The sequence below is a fragment of the Pseudoalteromonas sp. CR1 genome (assembly GCF_019392235.1).
Taxonomy (GTDB): Bacteria; Pseudomonadota; Gammaproteobacteria; order Enterobacterales; family Alteromonadaceae; genus Pseudoalteromonas.
This window is the reverse complement of record NZ_JAHXRM010000003.1, coordinates 206,081-228,519: the sequence shown is the minus strand read 5'-3', so window position 1 is coordinate 228,519 and position 22,439 is coordinate 206,081. Positions and strand designations below refer to the sequence as shown.

24 protein-coding genes and 2 pseudogenes are annotated in these 22,439 nt (G+C 39.7%); 19 read left to right on the top strand and 7 right to left on the bottom strand.

From position 1 onward, the window contains the following. Positions 1-79 precede the first annotated feature (79 nt). The 5 genes from KZZ04_RS05200 to KZZ04_RS05180 are packed head-to-tail and all read left to right on the top strand — an operon-like array spanning position 80 to position 4,874. Positions 80-1,237: an acyl-CoA dehydrogenase family protein gene (locus tag KZZ04_RS05200; RefSeq protein WP_219422044.1), complete on the top strand. Its 1,158-nt coding sequence runs from the start codon at positions 80-82 to the stop codon at positions 1,235-1,237. A 10-nt stretch (positions 1,238-1,247) separates the two neighbouring features. Next, positions 1,248-2,033, top strand: coding sequence for an enoyl-CoA hydratase (locus tag KZZ04_RS05195; protein WP_219422043.1), 786 nt, complete (start codon positions 1,248-1,250; stop codon positions 2,031-2,033). Beyond that, positions 2,033-3,184 (top strand): enoyl-CoA hydratase/isomerase family protein, encoded by a 1,152-nt coding sequence (locus tag KZZ04_RS05190; protein WP_219422042.1) that lies wholly within the window; start codon positions 2,033-2,035, stop codon positions 3,182-3,184. Before KZZ04_RS05195 ends, KZZ04_RS05190 begins: the two co-directional genes overlap by 1 nt. A 10-nt stretch (positions 3,185-3,194) precedes the next feature. Further along, entirely contained in the window at positions 3,195-4,094 is a 900-nt protein-coding gene (gene mmsB / locus KZZ04_RS05185; protein WP_219422041.1) for a 3-hydroxyisobutyrate dehydrogenase, read from the top strand. Between the two features lie 9 nt (positions 4,095-4,103). Continuing rightward, positions 4,104-4,874, top strand: coding sequence for an SDR family oxidoreductase (locus KZZ04_RS05180; RefSeq protein WP_138527712.1), 771 nt, complete (start codon positions 4,104-4,106; stop codon positions 4,872-4,874). 283 nt (positions 4,875-5,157) lie between these two features. Here the strand turns inward: KZZ04_RS05180 and KZZ04_RS05175 are convergent. Beyond that, positions 5,158-5,403, bottom strand: a pseudogene (locus KZZ04_RS05175) (tyrosine-type recombinase/integrase); the annotation flags it as partial. A gap of 267 nt (positions 5,404-5,670) precedes the next feature. Further along, a pseudogene (locus KZZ04_RS05170) lies at positions 5,671-6,329 on the bottom strand (integron integrase); the annotation flags it as partial. Positions 6,330-6,604: 275 nt separating this feature from the next. Here KZZ04_RS05170 and KZZ04_RS05165 point away from each other — a divergent pair. From KZZ04_RS05165 to KZZ04_RS05120, 11 genes are all read left to right on the top strand, one after another. Continuing rightward, entirely contained in the window at positions 6,605-6,979 is a 375-nt protein-coding gene (locus tag KZZ04_RS05165) for a TonB family protein (RefSeq protein ID WP_219422040.1), read from the top strand. A gap of 176 nt (positions 6,980-7,155) precedes the next feature. After that, entirely contained in the window at positions 7,156-7,548 is a 393-nt protein-coding gene (locus KZZ04_RS05160; protein ID WP_257903549.1) for a hypothetical protein, read from the top strand. A 118-nt stretch (positions 7,549-7,666) separates the two neighbouring features. Next, a complete protein-coding gene (locus KZZ04_RS05155; RefSeq protein ID WP_219422038.1) occupies positions 7,667-8,182 on the top strand; it encodes a hypothetical protein in 516 nt (171 codons plus the stop codon). Positions 8,183-8,211: 29 nt separating this feature from the next. Further along, positions 8,212-8,505, top strand: a complete 294-nt coding sequence (locus KZZ04_RS21180) for a transposase (protein ID WP_257903548.1) — start codon at positions 8,212-8,214, stop codon at positions 8,503-8,505. 115 nt (positions 8,506-8,620) lie between these two features. After that, a complete protein-coding gene (locus KZZ04_RS21405) occupies positions 8,621-8,788 on the top strand; it encodes a transposase (RefSeq protein WP_349303968.1) in 168 nt (55 codons plus the stop codon). Positions 8,789-9,165: 377 nt separating this feature from the next. Then, positions 9,166-9,432, top strand: a complete 267-nt coding sequence (locus tag KZZ04_RS05145; protein ID WP_138527704.1) for a hypothetical protein — start codon at positions 9,166-9,168, stop codon at positions 9,430-9,432. A gap of 216 nt (positions 9,433-9,648) precedes the next feature. Next, on the top strand, positions 9,649-10,017 hold the full coding sequence (locus tag KZZ04_RS05140) for a helix-turn-helix domain-containing protein (RefSeq protein WP_219422037.1): 369 nt from the start codon (positions 9,649-9,651) through the stop codon (positions 10,015-10,017). Positions 10,018-10,138: 121 nt separating this feature from the next. Then, positions 10,139-10,567, top strand: coding sequence for an Imm63 family immunity protein (locus KZZ04_RS05135; protein ID WP_138527700.1), 429 nt, complete (start codon positions 10,139-10,141; stop codon positions 10,565-10,567). Positions 10,568-10,820: 253 nt separating this feature from the next. Then, positions 10,821-10,994 (top strand): hypothetical protein, encoded by a 174-nt coding sequence (locus KZZ04_RS05130; protein WP_219422036.1) that lies wholly within the window; start codon positions 10,821-10,823, stop codon positions 10,992-10,994. A gap of 322 nt (positions 10,995-11,316) precedes the next feature. Next, positions 11,317-12,330, top strand: a complete 1,014-nt coding sequence (locus tag KZZ04_RS05125; RefSeq protein WP_219422035.1) for a DUF5924 family protein — start codon at positions 11,317-11,319, stop codon at positions 12,328-12,330. Between the two features lie 136 nt (positions 12,331-12,466). Further along, positions 12,467-13,051, top strand: a complete 585-nt coding sequence (locus KZZ04_RS05120; RefSeq protein WP_219422034.1) for a lipoyl domain-containing protein — start codon at positions 12,467-12,469, stop codon at positions 13,049-13,051. A 44-nt stretch (positions 13,052-13,095) separates the two neighbouring features. Here KZZ04_RS05120 and KZZ04_RS05115 read toward each other — a convergent pair whose 3' ends face one another. Next, positions 13,096-14,613 (bottom strand): leucyl aminopeptidase, encoded by a 1,518-nt coding sequence (locus KZZ04_RS05115; protein ID WP_219422033.1) that lies wholly within the window; start codon positions 14,611-14,613, stop codon positions 13,096-13,098. A 182-nt stretch (positions 14,614-14,795) separates the two neighbouring features. Between KZZ04_RS05115 and KZZ04_RS05110 the strand changes: the two genes are divergently transcribed. Further along, positions 14,796-15,470, top strand: a complete 675-nt coding sequence (locus tag KZZ04_RS05110; RefSeq protein WP_219422032.1) for an NADPH-dependent FMN reductase — start codon at positions 14,796-14,798, stop codon at positions 15,468-15,470. 142 nt (positions 15,471-15,612) lie between these two features. Here the strand turns inward: KZZ04_RS05110 and KZZ04_RS05105 are convergent, their stop codons facing one another. Further along, positions 15,613-17,628, bottom strand: a complete 2,016-nt coding sequence (locus tag KZZ04_RS05105) for a TonB-dependent receptor (protein WP_219422031.1) — start codon at positions 17,626-17,628, stop codon at positions 15,613-15,615. A gap of 223 nt (positions 17,629-17,851) precedes the next feature. Here KZZ04_RS05105 and KZZ04_RS05100 point away from each other — a divergent pair, with 223 nt between their 5' ends. Next, positions 17,852-19,663, top strand: a complete 1,812-nt coding sequence (locus KZZ04_RS05100) for a phosphotransferase (RefSeq protein WP_219422030.1) — start codon at positions 17,852-17,854, stop codon at positions 19,661-19,663. Positions 19,664-19,669: 6 nt separating this feature from the next. Here the strand turns inward: KZZ04_RS05100 and KZZ04_RS05095 are convergent, their stop codons facing one another. Together KZZ04_RS05095 and KZZ04_RS05090 are read right to left on the bottom strand one after the other, a co-directional pair. Beyond that, the gene (locus KZZ04_RS05095) at positions 19,670-20,191 is read right to left on the bottom strand and encodes a hypothetical protein (RefSeq protein ID WP_219422029.1); all 522 of its coding nucleotides are present in this window, start codon (positions 20,189-20,191) and stop codon (positions 19,670-19,672) included. A gap of 3 nt (positions 20,192-20,194) precedes the next feature. Then, complete coding sequence (locus KZZ04_RS05090; protein ID WP_219422028.1) at positions 20,195-21,199, bottom strand: YHYH protein; 1,005 nt, start codon at positions 21,197-21,199, stop codon at positions 20,195-20,197. A gap of 162 nt (positions 21,200-21,361) precedes the next feature. Between KZZ04_RS05090 and KZZ04_RS05085 the strand changes: the two genes are divergently transcribed. Then, complete coding sequence (locus tag KZZ04_RS05085) at positions 21,362-21,793, top strand: DUF3859 domain-containing protein (RefSeq protein ID WP_219422027.1); 432 nt, start codon at positions 21,362-21,364, stop codon at positions 21,791-21,793. Between the two features lie 157 nt (positions 21,794-21,950). Here KZZ04_RS05085 and KZZ04_RS05080 read toward each other — a convergent pair whose 3' ends face one another. Then, positions 21,951-22,367: a VF530 family DNA-binding protein gene (locus KZZ04_RS05080; RefSeq protein WP_219422026.1), complete on the bottom strand. Its 417-nt coding sequence runs from the start codon at positions 22,365-22,367 to the stop codon at positions 21,951-21,953. Positions 22,368-22,439 lie beyond the last annotated feature (72 nt).

The window sequence follows — 22,439 nt, the reverse complement described above, 5'->3', positions numbered from 1 at the left end:
ACATAAATAAGCCTTCGCCGCTCTTCACTCACAATCCCGTTACGGGAAAACTGACAACACACAACTAAAGAGGTCTACCATGGACTTTAACTTATCAGAAGACCAACAAGCCTTTGCACAAACTGCTCGCCAATTTGCCGAGTCAGAGCTTGCACCTCATGCGGCTAAATGGGATCGCGAGCATATTTTTCCTAAAGACACAATTAAAGCAGCCGGAGAATTAGGCTTTTGTGGTTTATACACACCAGAAGAAGCCGGTGGCCTTGGTTTATCACGTTTAGACTCAAGCATTATTTTTGAGCAGCTTGCGCTAGGCTGTACGGCAACTACCGCCATGCTTACTATTCATAATATGGCTACGTGGATGGTTGCCAGTTTTGGTACCGACGAAATAAAAGATCAATACGTAGAACAATTAGTAATGGGTGAGTTATTAGCATCATACTGTTTAACCGAGCCTGGGTCAGGCTCAGACGCTGCGTCGCTTAAAACCAAAGCAGTACGCGATGGCGACGAGTACGTTATTAACGGCTCTAAAATGTTTATATCGGGCGCGGGTGAAACCGAAGTGCTCATTGTAATGGCGCGTACTGGTGGCGAAGGCGCTGCGGGTATTTCTGCGTTTGTAGTACCTGCTGATGCAAAAGGTGTTGAATATGGCAAAGCAGAAGAAAAAATGGGTTGGAATGCACAGCCTACACGCTTAATTAGCTTTGAAGATGTGCGTATTCCCGCACATAACTTACTAGGGGCTGAAGGCGAAGGTTTTAAGTTTGCAATGCAAGGCCTTGATGGCGGGCGAATTAACATTGCCACCTGCTCAATTGGTACAGCACAGGCCGCTTTAAATACAGCACGCGAATATTTAAAAGAACGCTCACAATTTGGTAAACCGCTGGCTGCTTTTCAAGCGTTACAATTTAAAATTGCAGATATGAATACAGAGCTTGTAGCTGCTCGCCAAATGGTAAGGCTTGCGGCATTTAAACTTGATACGGGCGACAGCGAAAAAACCACCTATTGTGCCATGGCAAAACGGTTTGCAACCGATGTTGGCTTTACAGTTTGTAATGAAGCGCTTCAAATACATGGTGGTTACGGTTACATAAAAGAATACCCATTAGAGCGCCACGTACGTGACGTGCGCGTACATCAAATACTGGAAGGCACAAACGAAATAATGCGTGTAATTATAGCGCGCCGAATTTTAGCTGAGTCTGCAAGCGAAATTTTATAAGGAGCACGGTATGTCTGAATCAAAACCAAGTATTGAATTAACCACCCAAGGCCATGTTGCTATTTTAACTATGTCTAACCCGCCAGCGAATACCTGGACAAAAGACACTTTAATTGATTTAAAAAATAAAGTTGATGCGCTTAATAATGATAAAAATATTTATGCGTTAGTACTAACCGGTGAAGGCGAGAAGTTTTTTAGCGCAGGCGCCGACCTTAATGTATTTGCCAGTGGCGATAAAGGCATCGCTGCAGACATGTCACGTGTATTTGGCGAAGCATTTGAAGCATTGACTAACTTTAGAGGTGTGTCGGTTGCAGCAATAAACGGGTATGCCATGGGCGGCGGTTTAGAGGTCGCTTTAGCGTGTGATATACGCATTGCTGAACAACAAGCACAAATGGCACTCCCTGAAGCAAAAGTCGGTTTATTACCGTGTGCGGGTGGCACCCAAAATCTCGCTTGGTTAGTTGGCGAAGGCTGGGCAAAGCGTATGATTTTATGTGGCGAGCGATTAAAAGCTGATAAAGCATTACACATTGGTTTAGTCGAAGAGGTTGTTGGCCAAGGTGAGAGTTTTGCTGCTGCGCTTAATCTTGCAAACCTAGTGAGTGAGCAAAGCCCTAGCTCGGTTGCGGCATGTAAAACATTGATTCAAAAAGGGCGCCACCAACCCATGGCGAGCGTTTTACCATTTGAGCGCGAACTGTTTGTTGGTTTATTTGATACTGACGATCAAAAAGAAGGCGTTAATGCCTTTTTAGAAAAACGAAAAGCAAAATGGGTCAATGGCTAATGAGTAATTTAACCTTATTAAATAAAGCGGATGATTCGGTACTTTTTGAGACGGCAACCGCGGCCAATGGCCGTTTAATTGGGCTTATTACACTTAATGCACCTAAGTCGTTAAATGCGCTTAATTTTAACATGATCAAATTGCTTACCCCTCAACTAAAGGCATGGGCAAACGACGATGCCATCGCAATGGTCATTTTAAAAGGCGCAGGGGACAAAGCGTTTTGCGCAGGTGGCGATGTAGTGAGCTTATATCATGCAATGGCACAAGGTGAGCCCACAAGTTTAGTTGAAGATTTTTTTACACAAGAATATAAGCTTGACTACCTAATACACACCTACGCTAAACCTATTCTTGTTTGGGGTAACGGCATTGTAATGGGCGGCGGATTAGGGCTAATGGCTGGCGCAAGCCACCGTGTTGTTACCGAAACTTCACGTATAGCCATGCCTGAACAAACAATAGGGTTATACCCCGATGTTGGCGGCAGCCATTTTTTGCACAACATGCCTAAAAGTATTGGCTTGTTTTTAGGTTTAACGTCAGCGTCTATTAATTGCGATGATGCATGTTTTGTATCGCTTGCCGATCACTTTATCGACAGCAGTCTATATAACACTATGCTAAATACTATTTTAGCCACCAGCTGGGCTAGTACTCCAAGCGACAACCACAGAGTATTAACTAATTTATTAAATCAGTTAAATGCGAAGTCTGCAGATATGCCAAAAGGCAACGTTAAGGCTAATTTAGACACCATTCAACAGTTAGGTGATTTAAGTACTTTACAACAACAAGTAGATTACTTATTAAATTTAAACACCGACGATAAATGGTTGCAACGTGCACAAAAATCGTTAAAACATGGTTGCCCACTAAGTTGTGCGTTAGTCAGTGAGCAACTAAAAGCAAGTAAAGATAAAAGCCTTTTAGATTGTTTTAAAATGGAACTAGGTATGTCGGTTAGAGCCGGTGAAGTTGGCGAATTTCAGGAAGGCGTAAGAGCGCTATTAATAGATAAAGACGGCGCGCCTAATTGGCAATACAAAACACTTAGTGATGTACCACAAACAATAATAGAGAGCTTTTTTGCTAACAGATTTGGCGAAAACCACCCACTTGATGACCTAGACACGGCAACACAAAAATAAAGGAAAGACGATGAGTAAACTTAACATTGGTTTTATCGGTTTAGGAAATATGGGCGGCCCAATGGCGGCTAACTTAATTAAAGCCGGCCACAGTGTTACGGCATTCGATTTAAACCAGTCGGTCTTAAATGAACTTGCAAGCAAAGGTGCACACGTAGCTGAAAATGCAAAAGCATGCGCAACCAATGCCGATATACTTATTAGTATGTTGCCAGCGGGCAAGCATGTTAAATCGCTTTATCTAGGCAATAACGACGATAGCGGCTTGATTAATGTGCTTAGTAAAAACACCTTAGTGATTGATTGCTCCACAATAGATGCAGAGTCGGCCCGTGTGGTTGGCAGCGCACTTGGCGAGCAGGGCATTAGCTTTGTAGATGCACCAGTATCAGGCGGTGTTGCAGGTGCAGCGGCTGGCACGTTGACCTTTATTGTTGGTGGTGAACAAACAGCATTTAAAAAAGCACACACCGTATTGGTAGATATGGGTAAAAACATATTCCATGCAGGCGATATTGGTGCAGGCCAAGTTGCTAAAATATGCAACAATATGCTGCTTAGCATATTAATGGCAGGCACAAGTGAAGCAATACAAATGGGTATTAACAATGGGTTAGATCCAAAAGTACTTAGCGACATTATGACCGCAAGTTCTGGTCGTAACTGGACGCTTGAGCTTTATAATCCGTGTCCTGATGTAATGGAAACAGCACCGGCTAGTAATAATTATAAGCCAGGCTTTATGGTCGATTTAATGGCAAAAGACTTAGGCCTTGCCATGGAAGCCGCACAGCAAAGTAATTCATCAACCCCTATGGGTTCTATGGCAAAAAACTTGTACACCATGCTCCAGCACCAAGGTGCAGGCAGTGATGATTTTAGTGCCATATTTAAATTGTTTTCAAAGTAGGAAAGTATTGTGGAAATCAAAAATAATACCGTCGTTATTACCGGTGGCGCACAAGGTTTAGGTTTTGCAATGGCGCAAAAGTTTGCCTTAATGGGCGCTAACATTGCGTTAATTGATATGGCGCAAGATCTATTAAATACAGCGTGCGAGCAGCTAACACAGCTTGAAGGTGTATCTGGCACTATAAAAGGCTACGCTGCAAACGTAACCGCAGAGAGCGAAGTAGAAAACGTATTTAATACCATCAACAACGACTTTGGCTACATTGGTGTACTTATTAACAACGCCGGCATTTTACGCGATGGCATGTTTATAAAAGCCAAAGACGGCAAAGTGGTTAAAAAAATGTCGCTTGATCAATTTCAATCAGTGATTGATGTAAACCTCACTGGCGTATTTTTGGCAGGGCGCGAAGCTGCAAGCCACATGATAGAATCAGGTAAAGGCGGGGTAATTGTAAACATGTCGAGCGTAGCGCGTGCGGGTAACATAGGCCAAACAAACTACGCTGCTTCAAAAGCGGGTGTTGTGGCACTCACCACCACATGGGCAAAAGAGCTTGGTCGCTTTGGTATACGCGTGGGCGCAATTGCACCGGGTGTTATTAGCACCGCTATGACCGACGTAATGAAGCCAGAAGCCAAACAACGCATGCTAGCAGTAACACCCGTAGGACGTTTAGGTGAAACAACTGAGATAGCTCATACTGCCCAGTATATTATCGAAAACGACTTTTTTACTGGCCGTGTAGTAGAGATAGACGGCGGTATACGTTTGTAAACTAATGTTTATAAACGTATGAGTGTTAGGTGATTAAAAAGCACAGCCTTTTGGGTTGTGCTTTTTTTGTTTTAAGTTTGGACCTTTATAATCTTGAAAAAGGGCTGATAACCCCTTTAGCACCTTGTTGTAGTAAATGAGTTTGATACCCGCTGAATTAAAACGTAGGCCATTCTAGCATTCTAAATAACTCATTAACTGCGTTAAAAACTTCTAATATAGATAAACTATATAACCAAGTTTTTGCCTTGTTACTAAGATATTTATCTGTTGCTATAATTGCTCACAAATTCAATACAGAGGGTATTATTTGCGTAGTCCGCACATCGCTGTGACCTAGTTGTGTTTGTACTGTGTGTATATCAGCGCCGCTTTGCAGCAAATGTGTAGCGAATGAGTGGTGTAAAGTATGAGGGGCAACGTGTTTACTTATATGTGCATCAAAAGCAGCTTTTTTAACCGCGCGTTGTACTTGCTTTTCATCAATATGATGGCGCCTTAATTGCTTATTCTCAGGATCAAGGCTCAGGGCCTGTTTATCTTTCGAGGTTAAATTTGCAGCAGTGTGTTTGGTATTTAGGCAAGGCAGAGCCTATGTAGTGTGGTTATTCCCCATAAATAGGCGATAACGTGAAATAAATGCCAAACATGCGCTGCCCGAAGGGTTCTGCCTAGGGGCAATTTACCATTTGTTGCTCAGTTTTTACTTAGCCCACTAGGTTATAAACCTCTCGCCGCTATTAAATAGACCCTAGATTGAACAAATTTTAATCCTGAAAGGTCAACAGGCCCTAGTTTTATAACATGAAAATAAATATTGCCAGCCCAGCTGCTTATTATGGTTTGGATATTTTTTTCGTAATAAATGCGGTATATACGCACCGCTATACAAAGGTTTTCTAAGATCTAATTGTAGGTAACTATCAACTAATTGTATTTGAGAACGTAATTGCGGTATGAGTTCTACGGCAAGCGTTACAACACGATTTTTCCTCCTTTGCCATCCCAAATTGGAATGCAGTTATAGTCAAAGTCAATATCGTGTACTCTTAAACGCAGTACTTCCATTAATCGCATACCACTGCCATAAAGTAATCCACAGCGTAAATAATGCTTCGCAGAGCACACTTTAAAAAAATTATTGATTTCTTGTTGCGTTAAAACAACCAGTAGTTTAGTTGCTCGTTTGCTCTTAATAAAACTTAATGATAATGAAAGTGGCTTTTTAATCATTTCTTTAAATATAAAGCTCAACGCATTTAAGGCTTGTGTTTGAGTGTTGGGAGCAACATTGTGTTGGTTGACTAAATGATTTAAAAAAAGTTCGACCTCATTATCTCCCATCGCTGTTGGGTGCCTCATAGAGTTAAAACGAATAAATGAAGCTATCCAGTATAAATACGCTTTAATGATACTTTTAGCATAACGCTTTAGATACATCTGTTCGGTTATCATAATTAAAAAGTGATTTCATGATATGAATCTCGAGGAAATATAACTGTATATATAGACAGTGCCTGTTGTTTTGTCCAATATTACTGATCTCCACCATTTTGGTGTTTTTTTTATTTGTAAAAAATTAGACGTAGTTAACTAATTGTTTACAGGTGTTTATTTGATGATTAAGATAAATGCACTGTAATATATGGACATTTGTCGGTTAATAAAACGACAAATGTCGTAGACAAAATTGTTATACGCTACGTAATGTTCAAAAAATAAGGATATTTATGAAAAAAACAATTGTAACTATTGTTGCTACATTTCTTTTCGGTTGCTCTGCAACGCCAAATCTTTCAACCAAGCCAATTGAAGTTCAAGCCGAAAATTTGAACCAACATTGGGAAATGAAATCACAGTCTTTTAGCTTCTCTTCCCCAAGACATATAGCAAAGCGACCTGACGGCTATGTAAAGGTCCGGTACTTAATTGATTCGAATGGTAAGCTATTTAATCCAGAGATAGTTGAATCAGTACCAGAGGGTGTTTGGGACGATCAAGGTTTGAAAGCCGTAAAGCAAATGGAGTATGAGCCATCTCAATCAAACACCGATAAAAAACCTGTGTACGTGACTACCGAATTCCATTTTGGCAACCGCGTATAACAACTCAATAAACGCACTCACTTCGTTCGCTGGGACGCATACACGCGGGGCGGCTTCGCCATTATGCCCCATATGTCTGCGCCCGTTATTGAAAAGTTATGTGCCAAGGAAAGTATTGTGTAATGAATATTAGCTTCGACGATTATATGGATTCAATTAGGGCAAACAGGAAGTCTATGCCTCCAGAGCTATTTTCTTTTGCATCAAACGAAGACCACTACGAATTGAATCACCCTCAATCACTTCACGATTCATGGGTATCTTCGCTGTGTACAGAAGAACTTAGAAACAATACACGGCCATTTGAATGCTCTTTAAGAGTGACATTAAAGCTACTTGGTCAACAACATGATAGAACACTAGTGTTAATCTATTCAGATGTTGTCGCCTATGAGTTCTTAGGTTCAGAAAATAGTTTTAACCCAAATGACACTTTCCATGGAGATATATTGGATCATCGCATTAATATTACTGGCGACGCTTACAACCATACAATTGAAATGCGTTCAGGCTCTATCTTCAAGGTTGTTTTTAAGGGGTTCTCTTTTGAAGAACGAAGTAGCACATAACAAAAAAATTAAGTCACTCACTTCGTTCGCTGGGAAGCATACATGCTGGGCGGCTTTGCCATTGTGCACCACATGCCTGCGCCCCTTATTTAAAAGTTAGAGGTTTTAGGATATACCTGTGGGAATGACGAGCGGAATCAGCATAAGTAGAATTAATGATTTCTTTGACCATATCTTTGAATATGATGTTTTAGTTTATGAAGCTTATTCTGACTTTGACTCTGAGCTAAAGAAGTTTTCATCTCTAAATGAGTTAAAGGATTATGTCACTCATAAAATCAACAAAAACAAAGATCTACATAAAGATATTAATTTGTCCCTACATTACTTAGATACTTGTGGGCAAGTGTTTACTGAAAAACACGAACTTGACTCTAATAAATGCAATGGCGCTAAATACAGATATACCAGTGATGGCTGGGGAGTTATCAACTTCAACGTATTTATTGAAGGAGATCATTTTGGTTTATTTAGCTTACATTCACGTAATGAAAAGGAAGCTAAAGAATGGGAAGATACATTGCCTGAATTTGGTAAGCCTAACTTTTGGGATTGGAAGAAAGTAAACTTTCATATAAAAAGGCTTACTAAGGTTTATGCCAAGATACATAAAGATCTGGCAGTAAAACTCTAACAAGGCCGTCAATAAAGGACGCAAAAAGCTTGGCTTGCGCTCATTCTTCGCTAAAAAAGAGTGAAACCTATGAAACAGAGCAAGAAAAACGCCGATTAAAACGCAGTAAAGGCAAGCCTTGGTTATTTACCTCAAACGACTTCCACTATGATGAAGCAACCCAAACCTGCCGCTGCCCCGCAGGTAATGATATGTGGCGAAGCGGAGTTAATGTAAACAGCCACAACCAACAATACACCCGATTCTGCTGTTACTTAAGAGACTGTAAAGTATGCCCACTGCAACAGCAGTGCATGCGAAAGCTACCGATAAAAACGGGGTGACAAGTTCAGTTTAAAAATGATGAATCGCGTAAAAAGCTAAGATACATGGACAAAATGAAGGTCAAAATAGACAGCCCGATGGGGCGACGACAGCTTTTTATTGAAGGAATGGCAAATGACTAGGTTGTATAGAGCCTGCTTTCCTTTAAATAAAAGGAGGAATATTACAGTGAACAAAGGCATGAATAAACTGACCTTGCGGGGGCAAACGAAAGTGAATGCGCAATGGCAACTGTACTGCCTTGTTCATAACATAGAAAAGCTGCAAAACAGGCTGCATTAAAAAAGGGGAGCCCTTTTAAGCCAAAATATGCCAATCAAGCACCTGTAACTCCCTCTAAAATAGCCATTAAAACAACCGTACATTCTCTTTTTCTATTTTACGTGAAATAGCGATAACTGATTGAATCAAAATAGGAACTCGGCTATGGTTGATTCATCAATAAAAATAACTTTAAAACGAGTTAACCTACAGGCTCGTTATGTATCAATCGTAGTGAGGATGTCTCCATCAAATTATCTATAAGAATTGCAGTTGTTCTATTCGCTCTGATTGGCTTTTCTGGTTCTGCTGCTCTGGGGTATTTTCTGCTAACTGGACACAAATCTACTGAGTTAGTTTCGAGTAACGAAATCAACCGTTTCAACGATAAATTGAGTGTGGACCGTAAGCACCCAATCAACGTTGCGATCCACTTTATCCAGTTTAGTGAAAGTAATCCTACCTCGGACTATGTCGATAACGTAGACACTGAGATCTCTATGTTGTCTGAAGCTGAGCGCTTCGAAGTTGCTGAAGTAGAGGTAGAACAAAGTGGTTTTTTAGATGACAGCCTATTCTATCGCGCTCACACCTTCACAATGACCAAAAGAAACGAGAAGTGGTACATTGGAAGTGTTAAAGTTACCTCTAAGTATTCGCATTAGAACATAACAAACTAATCCAGCCGACTCCACAACGTCGCCCTTTTTTTGCCAAAAAAACACAGCAAAAACGGGCCACATTACTCCGCGGCTGATTGGGGCGTTAGGCGACCATAATGTCTGGTTGTCGTCGACAAAACTATAAATGTCGCTATTTCGTCGTGTTTATTCTCTTGTAAGTTTGCCATAAATTGGCATCAAACAGCAAAAGAAAAAGTGATGAGTATTCAACAGCGTCGTTTAGATAAAGGATGGACTCAAGAAGAGCTTGCTCTTCATTCAGGCTTAAGTGCTCGTACTATTCAACGAGTCGAGAGTGGACAAAGTGTTGGTTCGGAATCTTTAAAGTGTCTTGCTGCTGTGTTTGAAACGTCAATTAACAATATAATTCAGGAGAAGAATATGAGCACAGTAAAGCATGAAGAAAAATTGGAACAGTTACAACTTAATGCAATGGAAATATCTGCAATTAAATATGGTAAGTCTTTATTTCAATCACCTAGAAAAGGTCATTCAGATCCTTTAACTAAAATTGAGCGTAAGGCTGTAGATTACGGGAAAAGTTTACTTAATAAATTTCAGCAGTAGTAGGTTCGCCTAACAAACGCATCAACGCATGGACTAATAAAGCTTGGCTTGGTTCGTGCGTCACCAATTTTAGCCAAGCTCTATTAGCCTGCTATGCGGGCGATAACTTGCAAAGGATAGCATGTACCAATTATCTGAAATTAGAGCCAAAGTCGAAGAGTTAGGAAAATTAATTGGGGCAAACCAGGATCAATTACCAACATACGGCAAAAGTCGTGATCTTGGTTACTCACATGTTGAGGTAGATAAACTCTCATATCATTTGGTTACCGTTGAGCGTGGGCAAGAGTTAGCAAGAAGATCAATGGCTGAATTTGATGAACTTTTGTTTTACATTTTCTTTGATGCTACTAGCGATATTGCGGGCAACTTCGAACTAAAAAATAGAATTGAAGGTCAAGATAGCAGGCGAATAGCTTTTTCAAAGCAAATTGAGTTAATGCATACTTTAAGCCCTGACTTCGGTAAAAAGGCAGAGCGATATCTTTCAAATGTGCTAGAAAAGTCCCCATACGACGATGAGCTTATACAGCTGCTTAAGGCAACTTAACAAGCAATCAGTTTGACGAATACAGTTTACTTTTTACGTTATTCAACTTTTTAGATAGCAATTATGCCCAGTACAAAGGGATAATGTTTCAAGGATAAAATATGAGTATTGATTTTTCTAAATACAGTATTAAAGAGCTTCATGAGGCGTGGATATCGATTGATGATCATGCATATCCAGATAGAGCTATAGAGATATATCAGCTATTGAAAGCTCACGGGGAAGAAGCTCATATTGAGGTGGGGATAGTACTTTGGATGAGATTGCCCATCACTTTTTTGGCCTTAATATTTCAGGAGGGATTTTTGGTGCGGAAGTGATGCTTGGAAATGACCTTGCTCGAATGAAAGAGCAAAGGGTGTTGTCACTCATTAAGGCCTCAGCTAGGAGGGAAGTCGAACAAGCCAATAACGAACTTTATTTTTAATTGGGTCTTTGTTTTTAAACACACTTACCGTTAAATTGCTCAAAGGCCTTATTTAGAACGCTTTATATTTATCTTGCGTATTTAGTATTATTAACGTCCTTATAAACTTTATTTGTTTTGTGAGTGCTTAAAGATTTTTATTTGCATAATTTTTTATTATGTCGCATAAACAAATTACCAAAAACAGGCCCGCGTTCTTATTTAGTTACTAAATATTAATAATACTATTAGGGTATCTATGCTCTGTTCATTTTTGTTTGGCTAAGCTGTTGTAACTAACTTCATAATAATAAAGTGCATTTGGTACTTATAAAGCAGGCAAATGAACAAATTAAAATCCTTGATTACACAATTTATTAATGCAATGCAAAAACGCCCGGGGTTATTGGCTGTTTTAGCGTTTTTATCAGGCGTTGCAAGTTATGTGCTTGTTGATAGAAAGGAGTCGTTTGCGCAGGTTGTTGCTGTTGTTTTACTTATAAGCTGGTTGTGGTTAATTGTAGATAATTGGCTGCGTGATAAAGTTGAAGAACGATTTGGTGTAAGCGTTTCACCCAATGTAACCCGTTTTGCATTACAAATGATTCAGCAAGAGAGTTTGTTTTTTGCACTGCCATTTTTTTTAGTTGTGACCCAATGGGATCACCCTCAAGCAGTATTTACATCGCTGATTATATTGTGTGCGGTCGCATCAGTTATTGACCCGTTTTACTACAAAAAATTAGCTAAAAATAGAACGCTATTTACGGTGTTTCACAATTTTGCTTTGTTTGTAGTTTTACTTGTTACATTGCCTATTTTGTTTAGCTTAACAACCAGCCAAAGTTTAGCTGCTGCGCTAGTTATAGCCGTGGTGTTAACATTACCTAGTCTTACTAATTTAATGCCTAATGCGCCGTGGTGGCGTTTACCTATCTTAGCGATTATTTTATTTAGTTTGAGTGCAGGCGTATGGCAATTAAAAAGCTTTGTACCACCGGCTGCTCTGCACTTAACAAGCATTGCATTAGCGCATGAGGTAAATGAGCAAAGTAAAAAACCGATAGGAAATATTAACACGTTAAATGTACGCTCCTTACATGCAAAAGGGCTTTATACATGGACAGCGGTTAAAGCACCACGAGGGCTAAACGAAAAGATATTTCATGTGTGGACACACAATAAAAAGCAGGTAGACAAAATAGCGCTTAATATCAGTGGAGGTCGTAAAAGTGGTTATAGAGCCTGGACACACAAAGTAAATTTTCCACATAACGCGGTAGGAAAGTGGCAAGTTAAGGTTATGACTGAATCAGGCCAGCTAATTGGTTTAACTAAATTTAGGGTGACGCCTTAAACCAAGTTAAATAAAAATGGGCTAAAGCATAAATAATTAATTGAGTCAGTGTGTATTAAAAAATTATTGTTAACTATCAAAGGGGTTGATAGGCTGTAGTGGTAAATTTATTATATTTATTAAGCAAGGAAGAACGATGAACAGTGATGTTTTAATACCTCATTTACCCGAACCAACAATGTCAGCTTTAGTTACAAAAATATATGTGACTGAGGGGCAACACGTAAAAAAAGATGACACATTACTTGATGTGGAAACGGACAAGATAGTACTCGAAATTGTTGCCACGGCTAACGGAGTTGTCACTAAGATAAATATAAATGAAGGTGAACAGGTTAGCTCAAATCAAGTGGTTATGCTGTTTGAAAATGACGACATATACGAGGTGTTAATACAAGCCCCTTTAAATGACAAACCAGAATTTCAAAATAACACCAGCAACACAGACCAAGTTAGCACCCATGATATTCAGAGCTTAGTCACTGAAACACCCATTCATAATGAAATAAAAAGTCCAGCCCCAACTATTGATGAACCCAAACAGGCTTGCTTGGTTAAACACAATGATACGACACAGACAAAATCTTCAATAGATGCAGGTGCAGAGCTTTCTAACATAGCCAGCCCTAGTGATGAGAGTAAGGGAGTGTTTTATACGGTTGCTGTACTAGTGATAGGTATTGTTATTGGTGTAACAGCGAGCCGGTTTTTATTTAATTAGTGGAGTAAACGCCAAAAGCATGGACTTTTGGCGTTTTGATACAATTAGTTAGCTAATAACCATTCGCTTAACAAGCGTACACCATAGCCTGTACCGCCTGGTGATAGTTCGCCTTTGCCTTTTTTAACTAATGCATTTCCGGCAATATCAATATGAACCCAACGCGTTTCCCCTGCAAAATGCTCTAAAAATGTTGCTGCAGTGGTTGCGCCTGGCCCGCCAGAGCCTACGTTTGTTATATCGGCTATGTCTGATTTAAGCATATCTTTGTAACCTAGTGGTAAACGCCATAGGTTTTCGTTTACCTGCTTACCAGCAAGTGTTAACTGATTTACGAGTGTGTCGTCTTTTGAGAACACGGCCGCATACTCGTTACCAACCGCACGAATTTTAGAACCGGTAAGCGTGGCTACATCAATCATAATGCTAGGGTTAAAGTTCTTACGTGCATACCACATTGCATCACTTAAAACTAAACGGCCTTCGGCGTCTGTGTTGAGTATTTCAACACTTAAACCTTCTGCGGTGCGAACAACATCGCCAGGGGCTACTGCAAACTGCGAAACCATATTTGCCGCCATGCCCATTACTGCTACAACGTTTTTGTCGGCTTTGGCCATGGCCATTGCTTTAACTGTTCCAAGCACTGCAGCAGCGCCTGCCATGTCCGATTTCATACGTGCGATAGACGCACCTGTTTTAATGCTATATCCGCCCGAGTCGAATGTTATTCCTTTACCTACCAGTGCAATAGGGTCGTCGTTAGAGCCTTTATAATGAGCAACTACCAAACGAGCACCCTGATCGCTTCCGCGGCCAACGGCCTCTAGTGCGCCCATACCAAGCTCTTTAAGTTGCTCTGGTTTTAAAATTGTAATGGTAACACCTAACGATTCAAGTTCTTTTGCGGCATTTGCAAAATCAACAGGCGTCATTTCGGTGGCGACTTCAGAGGTAAGGTCGCGTGACAAAAATACACCTGCTTGAATACTTTCTAACTGTTTATACGTTGCAGTTGTTTTTTTTGTGCTGTCGACATCAAACGTGTAAGTCACTGTTTGTGTGTTGGGAGTTTGTTTGTATTTTTCAAAGCGATGATCTCGCAGGTTTGCACCGTGTGCAAAGTTTGCCGCAAGTAAATGGTTTGCATCTACACCCGTTACATCGTCAAATAGTACATTGGCGGTATCGGCTTTGTATTTAACTAACTGAGCGTGAATGTTTCCGCCTAGTTTAGCTATGCGAGCTTTGTTTAACTCGTTTTGTTTGCCTGTGCCAACAACTAATATACGTTTGTAGTTACTGTTTAGTGGGGCAATAAGCTGTGCTGTTTTAGCGTATTTACCTTCAAAATTTTCAACGTCAATTATGCGTTGTAGTTGACCATTGAATTGTTTGTCGAGATTTTTAAATTGGTTGTTTTTTCCATCTTGGCTATAAAACACAATTAATGTGTGTGCGTCGCTGTCTACTTTAGAAGAAAACGAAAACTGTGCTGCTTGTGTATTTAAACTAGCGCTTAGCGCCAGTGTTAAGAGAGAGGCCTTAATTATGTGTTTCATTGTTCACCTAAGATTAATTTAAAACTGTTTTTTACCTATTTTTGCCTGTTTAGTTAAGTGCGATAAGCTGAAACGGCAATTAAGAGCGACGTATAACGGCATCAAAAATACGTTATAAATATGTTTGCATGTGAATGATACTAGGCTTAATGTAAAACAAAGTGTTTACATGGAGTTATATTATGAAGTTTTTATTGTTCTTGGGTACTGTGCGTGAGAGCTCACCACCTAAACCAGTGCGTCTTGGAAATAGAGTAAGTAAAGCTTGTTTATTGTGTTTCCAGTCACACTTTAGTGAACATGAATTTGAAATAATTGATGCGTTAGATTACCCAAACGATCCTGTATTCAAACCTCACTTTGCATATACACAGCAAAACGCACCGGCTAAACTTAACAATTTGGCCGATAAAATTAAATCTGCTGATGGCTACATAATGATCAGTCCAGAATATAATCACTCGATGAGCCCTGCATTAGCTGATCTACTCAATCATTTTGGTAGTTCACTGTTTTCATATAAACCCAGTGCTATTGTTTCTTATTCTGCTGGGCAGTGGGGTGGGGTTCGAGCTGCGATTAGTATGCGCACTTTTTTATCAGAACTTGGGTGTTTGCCAGTATCGTCGATGATTCATGTTCCAAAGGCACAGGATGTGTTTAACGAACTTGGTGAGTCTGCTACTGAAGATGACGAGACATCGTGGTTTAACTATTTTTCTCGTACATTTAATCAATTAATATGGTGGGCTGAAGCCGCTAAAATACAGGCTGAATGTAAAAACCCCCATAAAATGATTGAAAGCTTTAAAACAGATCCCGCGCAGCGAAATGCGCCTAAAGCAACTACTAATTAAGTTGTTGTAATTTCAATTGTTATATTTTTACTGTTAGGTTCATCAAAGAGTAGAGAAGCCGGTTAGGCGTAATGTAGCAAATAAGACCCCAATTATACCGGTACTGTATTTATATACAGTACCGGTATAGCGTTAATAAATACTAGAACAATAAACTGAGTGTTAATCGCGTTGTTCTAGGTTCTATTGGGTGAAAGTGATTATCTTCAACGCCTTGTGCGGGCTCACCGGGTAAACGCGATGCGTAATAATAGTCTATATCGTGGTCGGTACTGTTGAAAAGATTAAGTAATTCAAAGTCTACTTTCCAATGGGTTTGCTTATAGCTTACTGAGCTATTAACAACCGTTAAAGGGTTTGATCGTTTATCTCCGTCGTCAGTTAATGTACGCTTGCCAATATGACGGACTCTAATTGATGATTGCCATTGTTCAGTTAAGTGCCAATTTAAACCAGCACTTGCTACAACAGGTACAGCGCCTTCTATATAATTATTATTGTCATTTATATCTAAGCGCGAATGTGTAAACGAGGCTTCTAAATCAATACTAAATTGGTCGTTAACCCAGTAATACGCACTCATTTCTAAGCCATAGCGTTTAGACGCATCACTGGGTTCTGTGTTACCAGCATCACCTACAAATAATAATTCTGAGTCGAGTGTTAGCCACCATAAAGCGGCGGATAAATTAAAGTTGCGATCATCGGCAAAACGCAAACCTACTTCAGCACCTTCACTTTTTACCAATAAATCTACTTGCTCAGCCAGCTCACCTGTAACTGGGTCAACATTAATTGTAGAGCCACGCGCATCATTTGAATGAAAAGATTGCCCCCAATTAGCATATGCGGCTAGTAAATCAGTAAAGCGATAATTTACACTCCCTTTAAAACTGACTAAATCATCGTTTGCTTTACCTGAGTTTGCACCAGTATTACTGGTCACGTTTGTATCAAAGTAGTCGTACCTCACACCAGCAGTGGCCTCTAATTTTGGGGTTAATAAAAATTTAGACTCCCAAAAGCTTGAGTAGCTTGTTTGTTTTAGTGCGTCTTGTCTTACCGTGCTGAGTCGCTCTCTTGCTTGCGTGTTATAAAGCCCTACGTTGTCTATGTTGTCGTGTCGAATCTCAATCCCTGTGGTGTGTTGCATGTTTATATCAGATGTTTTAGTTTCGAACTGATAGCTTATATTGGTGCCATAAATATTGCGGCTATCTTGTTGATTAAATTGATCGCCATTAATAGGATCATTTAAAAAATAGCTAAAATTTGAGTACAGGTTTAAATCGTAATTAATTACATATGCGCTGGCTTTAACATGTTCTCCTTGCCAATTACTTGATAGGCTATAACGGCTAGAGTTGCCCCCCAGTGTGGTATCAAGAGATCCTAATTGTGTTATTAAATTTTGCGAGACGGCACGCTGTGGAATTTGGTCTGCAGAATTCCATGTATTGTCGTATGCCATAGCACTTAGTGATAGGTCACCATTAAAGGCTTTACCAACATAGCGTAGCAGGGCATTTTTTTTATTTACGTCTTCGTTTATGTCATCCCACGGGCCGTCGTAACCTTGCCATTCTGCTGCTGCAATAATTTTGCCTTTTGTTAAGTTAGTAGAGCCCAAGACAACAGCACGTTTATAGTTGTCCTCTCCTATGCTGAGTTCTATTTGTTGATGCTTTAGATTATCAGCCAATTTAAACTGTGCACTACCTGCGGATGAAAAGTCACCTTGGCTTGCGCTATAGGAGCCTTTTTTATAATTAATTGTGGAAATAGACTCAGGAATTATAAAGTTTAGGTCGGTATAGCCTTGGCCGTGGCCATGGCTTCGCATATTTATGGGCATACCGTCTATGCTGGTGGCAAAGTCGGTGCCATGGTCTAAATTAAACCCTCTAATAAAGTATTGGTTTGCCTTACCTGAACCACTGTGCTGAGTTACCGCCATACCGGGTATTAGCTCTAACATTTCGGCGCTTCTTAACATCGGCCGTTGGTCAATTTCACCTTGGCCAATAATACCGCTTGATGCACTGATGGCTTCGCCTATTAAGCCGTCTCGGTGGCCATATACAGTTAACTTTTCTATGTTTGCATGACCATAGCCGCTATATAATGTGCCGACAGTTAAAATTGCTAATGTTTTCATCCTTAAAGTTCCTATTTATTATGTTTGCTATTTAGTGCAGTTGAATTAAATACGGCTAAGTAAATCTATTGGATGCAACATTTAGTGTTTTAATTATTTAAATAAGGGCTTAAGTTTGTAATTTGAAAAACTACGTTGGCGCTATTGTAATATCGTTATATAAAACTAATAATCAGCGTGTTTTAAAAAATTCACCGCACATCACTCTATTAGCGAGCCTGTATTGAAAGCCAAAGAAATTCGCAATTTTTACATTAACGAAGAGCAATCTGTGTATTTGCTCTCGCACCGCGATGCTAAAAAGCACCGTCAATGGCTTAACATTTGTATTAAACAATTAACGCTGCTTGGTTATAAAAATGTAGAAATGATAGGCTCTGGAGCCTTTGGGTTTGTATTTGCCGGTGAGGACGACAAAGGCTTACCTTGGGTTTTTAAGTTTTCACGTATTACACTTGCCCAAAGTGTACGTGATCGCCTTGAAGACGAGGCGTACATGCTGTCACAAATTGACAACCCACTGGTGCCTAAATTTTATGCCTTTGAGCGTATTAAAAAACAAGGTATTTTAATGATGGCGCGCGCCATGGGAGAAGACCTTGAAAAAGTGTCGCTTAAAGAGGGGCGATTTAGCGCGGCAAAAATAATGGCATTAGCCGTTAGGCTTCGAAATGTGTTACTTGATTTAAGTAACCATAAAAATGGTTTAAGCGCACAGCCCATAGTGCATGGTGATATAAAGCCTTCAAACTTGGTGTGGGATGCACAAACAGATGCTTTATCCTTAGTTGATTGGGGGAGTTCGGTGTATGCCCAGTTAGATAGTAAAGGTGAGCCTGTTGCCAGTAATTTTATGGATCTAATGTCGGGGGATTTAAGCACGACTAATGCGCGAATGGGGGATGTGTATTTTATAGGTGAAGCGCAAATGTCGGGTGAGCAATCGTCTCCACGGTTTGATGAGCAGGGGGTTGCTGCTACTTTATATGCATTAGCGTCTGCACAGTCTTGCCGATTTGGGGCGCAGGCGATTCCTGCAAGTTCTTTAGGGTTACCTAGAGAACTTGCTAAAGTTATAGACGGCATGCTCAGTAAGTCTAAGGTAGTTCGTGATGCTGCTGGCGATTATTTTATGCGCAATATAACCACAATGGCTAAAGCTTACTTGCCAGAGCTAAATTTAAAACAGCCTAAAGCAGCTATTCCATTTTGGTACGGTAGTGATGAAGCTCCAGATACGGTTGTATATAGCTCGCGCAAACAGTTTTTACGCCAAGCTGACCATAACCAGCAGCTCCTAGATGTAAACGATGCCCAGTTAGACCGATACTACAAAGAATTTTTATTTGATACTGGCGACACCGAAAAAGCATTTTTAGCCTCTATAAGCCGACTTGCAAAATATCCAGCAGTAGGCGGGCTTAGTTTTCATTGGAAGGATGAATCGTTATTTATTGAGTCGTCGTTAATAATGCATGATGAGTCACTAGGCGATGCCTTCAGTGATGCAATAAATAATACTGTTATGTTAGCGCAAGCTATTAATCAAAAAGGGCTGTTTAAATGTTGTTTGTTTGACGCACGTAAAACGATTCAATTAGAGCGAGACGGCACCGGCGCATTTAAGTTTGACAGCTTACCAGAGCTTGATTACGAGGTGGTGAGCGTTAAAGCCAACGAAATAACACGACCTCACTCTTATTTTGAAGATGGAAAAGACCCTGATGAACAATTACAGTTGCCTAAAAAAGTGATTAAATGTGTATTTGAGTTAAACCAAATACACCATACTGGGTGTATTATTTTTGAAGCCTTACCCGATAGAATGAAAATTCACCACTACTACAGGCTACTCGACTCTTCAAAAGAAGCTGATTTTAAACGTCTGTTAAACAAACTAATGCAATATGCTGTAAATATCACTGATGTAGGTGTTGCGGGCTTTATGAAACTTCCATACAAAAATACCCGCGAGTTTGAATTGTGTGCACAACAAGCAGAGCAATACTTTCCTAAAAACCCCAAGCTTGTTTAAATGTAACTAAAATAATTTAATGAACGGAGATAACGGTTTTAGCTCAAATTGATGAACACGTTGTTGCTGTTTGTTGGTTGCCGTAATTTTATATGTTTGCTTACTTTCGTCATGACTAAATAAATTAATATTAAATTTTATCCCTTCAAGTACCGTTGGTGTGTATCTACCCGTAATAGTAATTTGATCAACAATTTTGCTATTAACCGAATGCGCAAACTCTGGATTTAATAGTAAGCCATCAATATTAAAACGATATTGCTGATCAGACATGTACACGTGCTGTTTAACTTGTTTACTAATGTGTTTACGGTATTTTGTAAACTCAGCGAGTGATATTAATCCATCGGTGTTATCGTCTACTCCTTTTATTGATGACGCAGGAATAGATAGCACTACAAATACATGGTTGTTTACTATGTTAAGTGTGCCATGTTGAGCAACCATTAAATGGGCATGTGCATTTTGCGATGTACTAAATAATAAACTAATTAAGCTGATGCTTTTGATTGATTTTAAAAGTCGCATAGTTCACAACGCTCCTTTTACACACCGTTGAAAGAACGGGTAGGTGTCGGTTGCATAATAGTGATATATACCATCAGGGAATTCAGGGGTTACGCCAAAACGGCCATTACATTCATCTAGATCTCCAGAGCCTGCAACATATTCCCAGTCTTGTGCAAATGTACCTAGTGGGTAAATGTCGGTAGAGGGTCTATTAGCACTGACAGAGGTAACATGTTGATAACTACCAGTCATTACAACTAGGTTAGAGTTTGCATCAGTTGAATTTGAATAGCCATAACGTGCATAAATAGGAAAACCATCGGCCGCCCAACCTATTAAGGTCATTGTTGTTGCATTGCCGCCTAGTATGGTTATAAAGCCCTCTGGCATCCCATGGTAATGGTAGGTACCGTCCGGCTGAACATGCGCATTGTTACTATCTGTTCCAAAGCTAAACGTGGTTTGGCTTAAAGCTTCTATATTCCAGTTTCCGCTGTTATTGGCTAAATCGCAATTGTCACCTGAATCATCACAACTGCCACCTGTGCCCGCATCAATTTTAACGCCATTTAATACAAGTCCGGTTATACCGCGAGGACCGCCCATCAATGTGGCTGTTGAGGTTTGTATGGGTGTTAATGTAAGGCTTTCATTCACTGATTGCTCAGCAATGGTGTTGGGGTTTGCAGGATTGGGAAAGGTGCCTACATCGTGGTCTGGTATCCCATTTGCAATTATATCGCGTGTTGTTCCTGTGCATGTCCAATCAGCCAAGCTGGTAGTTTGTACAGAGTCACTATCATTATATTCACTATAAAAGTAATCGCATAAAACATTTTGTGTAGAACCATTTGTTTCTACATTGCTATTGTCGCCAGTAGGACTTTCGGTTGCTATTTCCGTTTGCGTGCCGCTCTGCTCAGAACCACCACATGCAATCAACGTGGTAGTTATAATAAAACAGGCAATAATGTTTAACTGTTTAACCAAATTATTAGCGCTTAGGTTTAAATTTAACGTGTGCATTTTTTAATCTCACTATCTAAGAGATTAAAATAATATTCTGAAATTGTGCAAACAGTGTGCAAATATAAATGAAGAATATGTAATTGAAGGGTATGTATAAAATGTTTTTACAACGCTTTATAATCAAATGCAATTAAAAGTAAGCAAGGGCAGGTGTGTTATATGGCTAAGTCAAAACCCATTGTTACATTACAAAGCTATGGTATTTATTCAACATGGGATAGTAGTAGCAAAGCGCTGCCACAAATTGAGCAATTTACTACCGATGTAATAGCTAAAATAGACGTCGAATTTGGGCTAATAATTAATATAAAAAAAGCAAAAGGTGAGAAATTACATTTTTGTATTTATCATCCGGATATACCTAATGAAGAGGGTGAGATAATGCCACCCTTCGAAGGTGTTGAATACGTAAAGGATAACGAGTGGCAGTTTTATTTAGGCGACACGTTGTGGGAACCCATTCACAATAAACTCGGCCCTTGGCGCATGACCTTAACGCTTAATAATAAAATAATTGCAGATAAGACATTTAATGTTGAAATAGAAGCACAAAAAACAGAAATTGATTTTTGGAAAAGCCGAGGTTATTAAATAGATTAGCTAACCGAGTAGAAAATAAATAACCCCTCGCTAGAATTAGTGCATTTAATACAGCGGTTAGGTACTTTTCACAATAAAAATCAAGCAACGCTTGCTTACAAAAAAAGCCAATGTAGATTGGCTTTTTGTGAAAGTATTTAACTAAAATTTAGTTACCCCAAGGGTTGCTTGCATTAGAACGTTGCTTACGATCACGGGCACGTTGTTTAGTTTCTTTCTTTTCTTTGATACGTTTTGCATCACTAAAACTTAGCTCACAGGGTTCACCTGGTTTATGATCCTCTGGGATCACTCTATCACGAGGAGGAAGCTCGTACTGAACATCGTCTGGCTTAGGTAAGTTTTTAAGGCGGTAAAGGTAAAAGTTGTCTACTTTTTCTTGAGCCCATTGGGTTTTACGCAAAAATTTTACTGCGGATTTAATATCTGGATTATTTCTAAAACAATTAAGCTGCAGGTATGCGTGTAGGAGTTCCCACCCATATTGCTCAACCAGCTCTTCAACCACTTGTTCTAATTTTACGCCTTGCAGTGGGTTATTACTGAAAAGTTCTTGGTTGCTCATAGGTGTTGCCTCGTTATTTAAATACAAACTGTATTATAAATTTAATAACGAGGCTTTAATAGGGGAAATAGC